The 9,829-nt window shown below is 63.3% G+C and carries 9 protein-coding genes; 3 read left to right on the forward strand and 6 right to left on the reverse strand.

The window, feature by feature from the left end:
* Positions 1–134: 134 nt before the first annotated feature.
* A complete protein-coding gene (gene sufB / locus K8I04_02335) occupies positions 135–1,580 on the reverse strand; it encodes a Fe-S cluster assembly protein SufB (GenBank protein MBZ0070558.1) in 1,446 nt (481 codons plus the stop codon).
* A 555-nt stretch (positions 1,581–2,135) separates the two neighbouring features.
* On the opposite strand from sufB, the gene K8I04_02340 reads away from it, so the two are divergent.
* Together K8I04_02340 and K8I04_02345 are read left to right on the forward strand one after the other, a co-directional pair.
* A complete protein-coding gene (locus K8I04_02340) occupies positions 2,136–3,053 on the forward strand; it encodes a HAMP domain-containing protein (protein ID MBZ0070559.1) in 918 nt (305 codons plus the stop codon).
* Positions 2,989–3,510 (forward strand): GGDEF domain-containing protein, encoded by a 522-nt coding sequence (locus tag K8I04_02345; GenBank protein MBZ0070560.1) that lies wholly within the window; start codon positions 2,989–2,991, stop codon positions 3,508–3,510. The genes K8I04_02340 and K8I04_02345 overlap by 65 nt, the downstream gene beginning before the upstream one ends.
* A 52-nt stretch (positions 3,511–3,562) precedes the next feature.
* Here the strand turns inward: K8I04_02345 and K8I04_02350 are convergent, their stop codons facing one another.
* The 4 genes from K8I04_02350 to K8I04_02365 all read right to left on the reverse strand — a co-directional run bounded on the left by K8I04_02350 (position 3,563) and on the right by K8I04_02365 (position 8,346).
* A complete protein-coding gene (locus K8I04_02350) occupies positions 3,563–5,083 on the reverse strand; it encodes a DUF4080 domain-containing protein (GenBank protein ID MBZ0070561.1) in 1,521 nt (506 codons plus the stop codon).
* Between the two features lie 119 nt (positions 5,084–5,202).
* On the reverse strand, positions 5,203–5,739 hold the full coding sequence (locus tag K8I04_02355; GenBank protein ID MBZ0070562.1) for a PEGA domain-containing protein: 537 nt from the start codon (positions 5,737–5,739) through the stop codon (positions 5,203–5,205).
* 64 nt (positions 5,740–5,803) lie between these two features.
* On the reverse strand, positions 5,804–7,108 hold the full coding sequence (locus K8I04_02360) for a hypothetical protein (GenBank protein ID MBZ0070563.1): 1,305 nt from the start codon (positions 7,106–7,108) through the stop codon (positions 5,804–5,806).
* Between the two features lie 302 nt (positions 7,109–7,410).
* Positions 7,411–8,346, reverse strand: coding sequence for a PDC sensor domain-containing protein (locus tag K8I04_02365; protein MBZ0070564.1), 936 nt, complete (start codon positions 8,344–8,346; stop codon positions 7,411–7,413).
* A 308-nt stretch (positions 8,347–8,654) separates the two neighbouring features.
* Between K8I04_02365 and K8I04_02370 the strand changes: the two genes are divergently transcribed.
* A complete protein-coding gene (locus K8I04_02370; GenBank protein MBZ0070565.1) occupies positions 8,655–8,858 on the forward strand; it encodes a cold-shock protein in 204 nt (67 codons plus the stop codon).
* A 130-nt stretch (positions 8,859–8,988) separates the two neighbouring features.
* On the opposite strand, the gene K8I04_02375 is transcribed toward K8I04_02370, so the two are convergent.
* The coding region (locus K8I04_02375) for a hypothetical protein (GenBank protein ID MBZ0070566.1) at positions 8,989–9,829 on the reverse strand (841 nt) is incomplete at its 5' end.

Genomic DNA, 9,829 nt, shown 5'->3' on the forward strand with positions numbered 1-9,829 from the left:
TTTTGTTCAGGCGGGGGATTTCCCCGGCCAGCCCTCGTCCGCCAGGAGAGGGGTAAATGTTCAGTCAGTCCTGGTCCCGATGAGGACTCATGCCACCACGACCTGAGTCCTCGTCATTGCCCGCGTCGATAGCGTCAGCCCACCGCACCTTCAAGGCTCACGCTCAGAAGTTTGGTCGCCTCGGCGGCGAACTCCATGGGCAGTTCCTTGAATACCTCCTTGCAGAAGCCGTTGACGATCATGGATACGGCATCTTCCTCCGACAGTCCACGGCTGCGGCAGTAAAACAGCTGGTCATCGCCGATCTTCGAGGTGGTCGCCTCGTGCTCGACCTTCGCCGTCGGGTTGCGCACCTCGATGTAGGGAAAGGTGTGGGCCGCGCAGCGGTCACCCAGCAATAGCGAATCGCACTGGGTGTGGTTGCGGGCGCCCTCGGCCTTCTGGCTCATGCGCACCAGGCCGCGGTAGGCGTTGCTGCTGCGGCCGGCGGAGATGCCCTTGGAGACGATGGTCGAGCTGGTGTTGCGACCGATGTGGATCATCTTGGTACCGGTGTCCGCCTGCTGCCGACCCTTGGTCACGGCGACCGAATAGAATTCCCCCACGGAATCGTCACCGCGCAGGATACAGCTCGGGTATTTCCAGGTGATGGCCGAGCCGGTCTCGACCTGTGTCCAGGAGATGTGCGAGCGTGCACCGCGGCAGTCGCCGCGCTTGGTGACGAAGTTGTAGATCCCGCCACGGCCTTCCTCATCGCCCGGATACCAGTTCTGTACCGTGGAGTACTTGATGCGCGCGTCGTCCAGCGCGATCAACTCGACGACGGCGGCGTGCAGCTGGTTCTCGTCGCGCGTGGGCGCGGTGCAACCCTCGAGGTAGCTGACATGGCTGGACTCATCGGCGATGATGAGGGTGCGCTCGAACTGGCCGGTATTCGCGGCATTGATGCGGAAATAGGTCGACAGCTCCATCGGGCAACGCACACCCTTGGGGATATAGACGAAGGTACCGTCGGTGAACACCGCGGAGTTGAGCGAGGCGAAATAGTTGTCGCGGTACGACACCACGGTACCGAGGTACTGGCGCACCAGCTCCGGATACTCGCGTACCGCCTCGGAGATGGGGCAGAAGATCACCCCGGCCTCGGCCAGCTTTTCCTTGAAGGTGGTCGCTACCGACACACTGTCGAACACGGCGTCCACCGCCACGCCGGCCAGGGCCTTCTGCTCGTCCAGCGGAATACCGAGTTTCGCGTAGGTCTCCAGCAGTATCGGGTCGACCTCGTCGAGACTTTCCAGTTTGGGTTTCACCTTGGGCGCCGAATAATACGAGATCGCCTGATAATCGATCGGCGTGTGCTGTACCGAGGCCCAGTTGGGCTCAACCTGTTGCAGCCAGTGGCGAAAGGCGGTCAGCCGCCATTCCAGCAGCCATTCCGGCTCCTGCTTCTTGGCGGACAGGGCGCGGATGACGTCCTCGTCCAGTCCGGGCGGGAAGGTGTCCGTCGCGATGTCGGTGATGAAACCCTGCGCATAGTCGCGCTGGATCAGATCCGTCACGCTGTGGCTGTTGGCACTCATAAGTCACTCCCGGTCGAGGTTGATGCGCTGGCCGTCACAATGCCAGCATCCAAGGGGTATATGGGGTATATATTGTTGGCCGCTATCAGAGTGTTGATGGTGTGCGCCCGCCCCGCTGGTTGAACTGGGGATGGTTATCCCAGGCAACCACGGGGGATAACCCCTCGCTAAAAACTGAGTAATCTTGTCAGGTATGTGTTTTAAGATACCTGAGCGTATTAGTCAACAATTTTTCCTGTCGGGTTTTTGTGTCTGGGGCGTCGAATCTGCGCATGGAATGACAGATAGACACGGTCATACGCACTCCCCAGATACCTTCATCACCCTGATGATGTTAATGGATGATTGCAGGAATTCTTTGTATTTAGATGTTTTATATTATTTTATTTTGTTACGAATCAATTTCCTGAGCCGGTAACCCAAGCGCATTCGGATCGGTATTCGGTCGTTTTGGTATATTCGACCCATTTTAACGCATAACGGTGTCCATAGCCGTATGCCCCTGAGCCGTATGCTCCTGTATCCGCCTGACCGGCCGAGGACGATCGTCCCTTCATGAAACTGTCTGATCCATTACCACCTGCGGGTCGGGGTACGCTATCGCTGTGGCAACGCCTGACGGTCGCCATGGGCGTGCTGCTGGCGGTGTTGCTGCTGACCGCCTTCATCGGCTATTCGTTGGTGCACCGCGCCCTTGATGTGCTCGAAGACGGTTATATGGTGATCGAACGGGAAACGTTGCCAGTGGTGCGGCTCGAGATGCTGTTGCTGCAGGCACATATGCCCGCCAGCGACTACCTCGTCCACGGCGATGCCGGCGAGCGGGAGAAGTTCGAGCTTACCGCTGCGGTCCTGGAGGCGCATTTCCGCAAGGTGTTCGCCATCCCCTTCGAAACGGCTGCGAAGACGGCTCTGTTAGGTGAGGCCTATGCCCTGTGGCAAGCCGGGGCCGCACTGAGTCGGGAGATCATGGCGATCCCCGCGCCGGTTGGCGATGCCGTCGGGGCCGGGCTCATGATCCGCATGGACGGGCACCTGACCCAGGCCGCTGACCACGTGAGTCAGATCAGCCGACTCACCATCGCCGAACTCGACCGGCAGCGGCAGCTTATCCAGCGGTTGCATGTGCAGACCAGTGTGGTGATCGCCGTCATGTTCGGCCTGATCATGGTGGCGATCGCTGCTGGCACGGTGTTCATCCGCCGCTGGATACTCACGCCGCTACGGGCCTTGCGCAGCGGGGCGGAGGAGTTCGCCGAGGGGCGGCTCGACCACCGCATTCAGGTGTACGCCGACGATGAGATAGGCAGAGTGGCGACCACCTTCAATCAGATGGCCGAAACCGTGATGCACGACCGCGATGTCATGCACAGCCTGGCGATTCAGGATCAGCTGACCGGGTTGCCGAATGTCCGTGAATTCTATCGTCGTCTGGAACTGGAGCTCGCCCGCGCTGTTGCCGAATGTCCGTGAATTCTATCGTCGTCTGGAACTGGAGCTCGCCCGCGCTGAACGTCACGACCATCCATTGGCGGTGCTGATGATCGATGCCGATTTCTTCAAGTCCATCAACGACCGCTTCGGCCATCCGGCGGGTGATCTGGTACTGCGCGAGCTGGCCTACCGGCTGCGCGGCTCACTGCGCCCCAGCGACGTGGCGGCGCGCTATGGTGGTGAAGAGTTCGTCATGATGCTGCCCGAGACCGATACCGCCGGGGCCATGGCCATGTGCGAACGCCTGCGCGGGCAGGTGCAGGACACTCCGTTCGAGATCAGTGTCGACAACCACCAGACACTCACGGTGAGCATCGGTGTGGCCGTGTATCCGCGCGACGCACAGACGGCCGAGGCGCTGATCGCGGCCGCCGACAAGGCCCTGTACGCGGCCAAGGGTGGCGGTCGCAACCGCTGCGCGCGCTACGTGCCCTGACCGCACCCCGGAAAAGCATGCTGCGGGCGGTGTGTCCGCCTGCGGGGGGCGCTCACCCACGCAGGTGCCGGGTCTGGCGCGCGGGTACGTGTCCATCTGCAGGTGACAACGTCGCCGGTGTCGTGCGCAGCCGTTCCTGCAGAAATGCCGGACAACCCTTGGCGCCCTGTGAGGCGCAGTCGCGGGCCAGCGTGTCCAGCACGGTATCTGCGTCGATTGCAAACGGTCCGATGAGTGCGTCGGCAAGCAGTTCGAACAGGCGCGGCAGGGCGATGCGATGGGTCTGGCCGGTGCGATCGAACAGCCAGTCGGAAAATGTCAGGAAGCGTGCGAAGGGCGCGTCGTCGAGCAGCAGCGGCAGGGTGGCGGTAAAGCGCCCGGAATTGCCGATCAGATCCCAGTAGCGGGCAAAGCGCGTCATGCGCTGCATGGCGGCGAACGGAATGCGGTCGGTGGACAACACGGTGTAGGGCGGCTGCGGCATGAAGCGCAGATCGAAGGTCTCCACATGCCGGCCGATCGGCGCACCGCGCAGGCGTTTGAGGATCCCCACCTGGATCTCATGCGGACCCAGTGCATACAGTCGGTCGAAACCCGCGCCGAAGCTCGTCAGGTCCTCGCCCGGCAGGCCGACGATCAGATCGGCGTGGATGTGCGCATGCGAGTGCTCGCGCAGCCAGCGCAGATTTTCCGTAGTGCGGTCATTGTCCTGGCGGCGACTGATGAGCGCCTGTACCTCCAGGTTGAAGCTCTGTACGCCGATCTCCAGCTGCAGTGAACCGGGTGGGAACAGCGGCAGTAACTCCTTCAACCCATCCGGCAGCCGGTCGGGAACGACCTCGAAGTGCAGGAACAGATCATCACTCAGCCGGTCGAGAAAGAACTGCAGGATGCGCCGGCCGCTGCTGACATTGAGGTTGAAGGTGCGGTCGACAAACTTGAAATGCCGTGCCCCGCGCCGGTGCAGCCGGTCCATTGCCGCGAGAAATGCATCCAGATCGAACGGCCAGGCGGTCTTGTCCAGCGCCGACAGGCAGAACTCACACTTGAACGGGCAGCCGCGTGAGGCCTCGACGTAGATCAACCGGTGGGCGATGTCGGCGTCGCTGTAGTGGGCGTAGGGCAGGGTGATGTCCGCCAGTGCCGGTGGTGCCGGTGTGATGAGTTTCTCTATCGGCCGTTCGCCGCTGAGCAGTCGTTCGCACAGCGTGCGGAAGGCGAGATCCCCCTGGCCGGCGACGACATGGTCGGCGAGTTCGACGATCGCTTGTCCCGCCTGTTCGTGGCTCACCTCCGGCCCGCCCAGCACGATCACCAGTTCGGGGGCGACGCGCTTGAGCAGCGCGACCAGCTCGGCCATCTCGCGTGCGTTCCAGATGTACACCCCCAGTCCGAGGATGCGCGGTGCCTGCGCGAGCAGCCTCTCGGCGATATCCGCCGGCCGCTGTTCGATGACGAATTCCATGATCGTCGCCTGCGCCTGCAGCACACCGAGATTGGCGTACAGGTAGCGCAGCCCCAGCGAGGCATGGATGAACTTGGCATTGAGCGTGGCGAGGACGATGTCAGGCATGGCGCCATTGTACGTGAGCTGTGGCGTGACCGAACACCACGGCCGCCGTAGGGTGCGTCGGCGCAAGCGACGCACCGTGACGCCCGGACCCGGTGCGTCAGGCTGCGCCTCGACGCACCCTACGGGGTTTCCAGCAGCTGGCGGCGGATACGCCGTTCCTCGGCAGGGGTGACCAGGCCCTCGTCCAGCAACTCCTGCAGGACCTGCAGCTGGCGCAGGCGGCGCTGGGAGATGGATTCACTGGCGACAGGGGCACTCCGCTGGTCAGGCGCGACCGGAACACGTGGCGTGAGCGTCGGCGGTTCCGTGAGCGGTGGCGGGCGTTCGGGTTGAATCGCCGGCACGGCGCGTGCCGGCGGGACGGGTGCGGCGGGTTGGGTGCCGCAATCGAGCGTGACCTGCAGGCCGCGCTCGAGGTCGCCCCGGGTGACGCGGTGGACCAGGGTCTCGCAGCCGGCGCGGCGCAGGGTGACGGTACCGTACAGGTGGGCCCGATCCTTGGGGTAGTCGTTGGGGTAGAGGGCACGCTCATCGATGGTGAGCGGGGTGTGGCCGACGCTGCCGCCGATCAGCAGCACTTCGGCGCCCGGCGGATCGGATTCGATGCGCAGCTTGTGCAAGGTGAGCTCGGCCGCCACGCCGGGCAGGGTGAGCAGCGCGCCGAGCAGCCCGGCGGCACAAGCCTGCAGGTGGGTCGCGATGGTGGCGGGACGCGCCATGTCAGAATGCGGTGTCGAAACCGAACAGGATGTAGTTTTCCTTGGTCAGGTGGCCTGTCCAGTAGCTACCGGTCTGGTTGGTCTTGTCGAGAAAATCGACGTTGAGCTCCGCGATGCCCTTGACGTTGCGCATGAAGTAATACGACGCCGTCAGACTGAGGCTGTTGATGTCGATGCCTTCGTAGATGGTGTCGGTATTGGCAAGATCACCGGCGTCGGCGTAGTTGTACAGCAGCGAGAAGGCCCAGCGTTCGCTGGGGATGTAGTCGACGCCGGCGAAGCCGCCGTGCCAGCGGTAGTCACGGCCGGCATCGGCATCGAGAAAGCCGTCCCAGGAATTCCACAGATACTGCGCATACCAATAGGTATTGCCACCGAAGTCGCCGGACACGTCCAGGCCCACGGCACGCTTGTCGGTGTTGCGGTCGCCGCTGTTCAGGCCGGCATTGCCGACGGCGATGCTGTGCTGCTTGCCGGTCATACCGAACAGGCCGGTGGAGACCGGGCCGATGTCCGTGCCGATACGGCCGAATACGGTCTTGGAATTGTCATTGTCGAACATCTTGTCAGGACGACGGTAGCCGGGGCTGTTGATGTTCAGGTTGTCGGTGATGCCGTTGCCGTTGGTCAGACCGAGCGCCAGTTCGACCGGGCCGAGGTCGCGGTCGAACAGCACGCCGCGGTCGTAGGTGATGCCGGCCATGCGGTAGACCATGTAGTCCTGGAAGGGCATACGGACCTCGCGCGGGAACATCAGGTCGGAGAGCTGGAACTGGCCGAGCATCATGCCGATATCGGTGCCGAAGATGCTCGAGTGGCGGAACCAGGCGTCCTCGACCAGCACCTCGCCGTTGGTACCCTTCTCGGCGAGGATGCCATAGAAGTAATAGGTGATGTAGTCGCTGAGCGGCGCGCTGGACAGGATCTTCACCAGGTAGGGCGACTGGAAGTCGGTGGTCGCCGAGTCGGTCTTGCCGCTGAGTGGATCGATGGATTTACCATCGCGCGCTTGCACATAAGCCTGCGCGCGTACGGCAAAGGGCGGATAGGCGGGCAGGGCCAGGCGGTCGTCGCCAGTCTTGGCGGTGCTGTCCTTCCAGTGCGGCAGGCGCATGTTGTTGGCGGCGAATTCCTCACCGAACTGGTTCAGGCGCGGGAAGGCCGAATGACAGGCGGCGCAGCTCATGTCGTAGCGACGCGCGAATTCCGGCATGGCCCAGGCCGACTGCAGGCCGAGGATCCAGATCAGGGCGGCCTGGGCCACGAGCAGGCCGCCCGCTCGGATGCGGTGAGTGTTCAGGTGCATGTTCCATCTCCTATAATTTACTTCTTATGTGTAGGGACACTAGACAATGCCCGCGGCGATGTCAACGCGACGGACGCGGGATTGATATCTGACAGTCCGGCATGCATTGCTGACCGCCATGGGGGGCACGGGCGTCGTGAACGACGGCCCTTTATTTCGTCCTCAACGGGGGAACTGAGGGCTATGAAGTCGCTACCAATATAGGTGTAAATGCCTCCGCAGTCTTTACTGAAGATGCCTCCATCGCCCCACAGTGGTTACAGGTCTGCAACAAACGCCGCACGATCGCGGACCCACACTCCTTAGAACCAGAACGTGGTGTCCTTCAGCAGGAATTCCACATACGACATGTAGTGCGAGCCGTCGCAGGAGAAGGTCAGGCTGACCATGCCATTGAACAAGTTGATCGAGGCGGTGCGTAGATAGATGGTCGGGTCGGCCAGGCGCAGCGCCTGCATGATCTGCAGGATGCGCTTGACGTCACCGCGCGGGATGATGGCATCTGCCGGGTAGGGACGTGAGGGGAAGGCGAGGCAGATGTCCGGGTCCCGCAAGGCCTCGTGGTCGAGGATGCGGTAGCGGTACGGGTCGTCGACGGTCCAGATGATCGCCTGGCTGCTGGAGAAATGGATCTGGCACTGGAACACGCCGCGTTCGGTCAGCAATTCCTCCAGGATCGACAGTGCCCGGTACATCTTGCGGTCCATGGGGCTTTCGGTGCGGCACTGCTGGAACACCGTGCCGCGGATGGCCGGATCGCCCTTGATCTGTCGCCAGTAGCCGGGCTCGTCGTAGAGTTCCGAGGTACCCGGCAGGTTGCGCAGGTCGAAGTCGGCACCCAGATAGCCCAGGGCCCGACCGTCCTGGCGCACCACTTGCAGGGCGGTGAGGGAGGGGCGGTGTTTCCGCAGGCTGATATACGCATCCGACAGCAGGAAGCCCCAGGCCGGTACCGCCTCCTTCATATACGGGCGCTGTGAACGGTCGCGGCCGAAGTGTTCGGGTGCCAGTCCGTCCTTGCCGACGTTGTCGCAGATCTGCACACCGTCCGTGCCGACGCCGTAGAGGTAGGTGCAGTGCGGGATGCTGGCGAAGCCATCCAGGAGCACGGCGTTCAGCGCTGCACGGTCGCCCCAGACGGGGGCACATTTGGCGGCCAGCTGTTCCAGCGGTTCGCGCAGCAATGCGGCGAGCTGCTCACGCTGCAGGTAGATGCTGTCTTTCCATGAAGCCTTCATGACGGATTCTGCCGTTGCCAAGGGGGACACAGGGCCGGTATTCTCCGGTACGAAGGGTCCCGCGTCGAGCGGTTGCCTTGCCGGGTGCGACCGGTGTTCCGAGCCGCCCGGCCCCTGCCCATCCGGGGGGGTCTATAAATTAGGCTGGTGCTCCCCCTGCGTTCCTGTATAATAGTGCTCGTTGCAGTACAGTTCTTGTAGTTGTCCCGGAAGCCCCTCCAGTGTTGTTTTTGGTCGACCTCCCGTGTTTCTCGCTAGAAATGAACTGCACGTCATCGCAATTCAACTGATTACAGAGGTGTTTCCCAGTGATTACAGGTACCGTAAAGTGGTTCAACGACGCCAAGGGCTTCGGCTTCATCACCCCGGCGGACGGTAGCAAGGATGTCTTCGTGCATCACTCTGCCATCCAGGCCAACGGGTTCAAGTCCCTGGCCGAGGGCCAGCAGGTGGAGTTCGATGTGGAACAGGGCCAGAAGGGCCCGTCGGCCGTGAACGTCAAGGCCATCTAAGCATCGAGACCTGCGCAGTCAGGTTGCAGTAACCGGACCCCGCCTTATGGCGGGGTCTTTTTTTGCGTCAGGCGTGGGCGCGGGTGTCTTCCTGCCGTTGTGCATGCTGCCGTGGGTACAGGCAGTCCTTTCAGTACCCGGGGCCGATCAGCGCAGCCATCAGCCGGTCGGCATGCAGGATCACCACGTGATAGCGCTCGGCGCGTACCCGCGCCGCCAGCCAGGGTCGCAGGGCGGTGAACAGTTCGGGCGTGGCGAGCAACGCCGGGGCACGTACCTGCAGGGTATTCCCCGCGCGATTCAGCCGCAGGCGCTGCCACCCCGGATCGGGGGTGGTGTCCACCATCAACGCATTCCAGTCGATGTGTGCACCCGCGGCAACCGCGGGCACGATGGCGTCGGCCAGCTGCCTCAGTTCCGCGACCACCGCGGCGCAGGCACTGCGTTTTGCACGGAGATCGGCCTGGCTGTCGAACTGAAATTCCAGGCCGTCGTCGGTGGAGCACGCCGGGCCTGCCCGGCTGAAGCTCCACAGCGGTGCCACCCCGGCGGGTGCGGGCAACGCCTCCGGCGGCACGGCCGCGTCGAGGAGATCGGCGGTGCACAGGTTCAGGCGGCAGAAGCGCTCGATCACCCGCCGTTCCAGCGCCTGCTGCGCGTGTGGACGCGGACTGCTCACCAGCACCGAACGGCCCTCGATGATCAGCTGGATGCCGTCGTCCGGTCCGATACGCACCTCCACGGGCGTCAGCGGGGTGATGTGAATGGCCAGGGTGGTCATCTCGGCCGCCAGATCCTCGACGGCACGCATCCAGCGCCGCAGGTCGTGGTCGCCGGGGTGGTGCTGCAACTCGGCGCGCGCACGCTCGACCTCACGGCCGTAGGCGGCCGCCAATTCCGCGGCAGCCGCGCCCGCCAAGTCGGCGCGCAGAGGCGCGGGGCCGCTGCTGAGCTGGACGGCGAGGCGGGCG

The sequence above is a fragment of the Gammaproteobacteria bacterium genome (assembly GCA_019911805.1).
In the GTDB taxonomy this organism is placed as follows: domain Bacteria; phylum Pseudomonadota; class Gammaproteobacteria; order Thiohalobacterales; family Thiohalobacteraceae; genus JAHJQQ01.

Coding starts and splice junctions, on each gene's coding strand:
- sufB (MBZ0070558.1), bottom strand. CDS start 1,580: ATGAGTGCCAACAGCCACAGCGTGACGGATCTGATCCAGCGCGACTAT.
- K8I04_02340 (MBZ0070559.1), top strand. CDS start 2,136: ATGAAACTGTCTGATCCATTACCACCTGCGGGTCGGGGTACGCTATCG.
- K8I04_02345 (MBZ0070560.1), top strand. CDS start 2,989: ATGTCCGTGAATTCTATCGTCGTCTGGAACTGGAGCTCGCCCGCGCTG.
- K8I04_02350 (MBZ0070561.1), bottom strand. CDS start 5,083: ATGCCTGACATCGTCCTCGCCACGCTCAATGCCAAGTTCATCCATGCC.
- K8I04_02360 (MBZ0070563.1), bottom strand. CDS start 7,108: ATGCACCTGAACACTCACCGCATCCGAGCGGGCGGCCTGCTCGTGGCC.
- K8I04_02365 (MBZ0070564.1), bottom strand. CDS start 8,346: ATGAAGGCTTCATGGAAAGACAGCATCTACCTGCAGCGTGAGCAGCTC.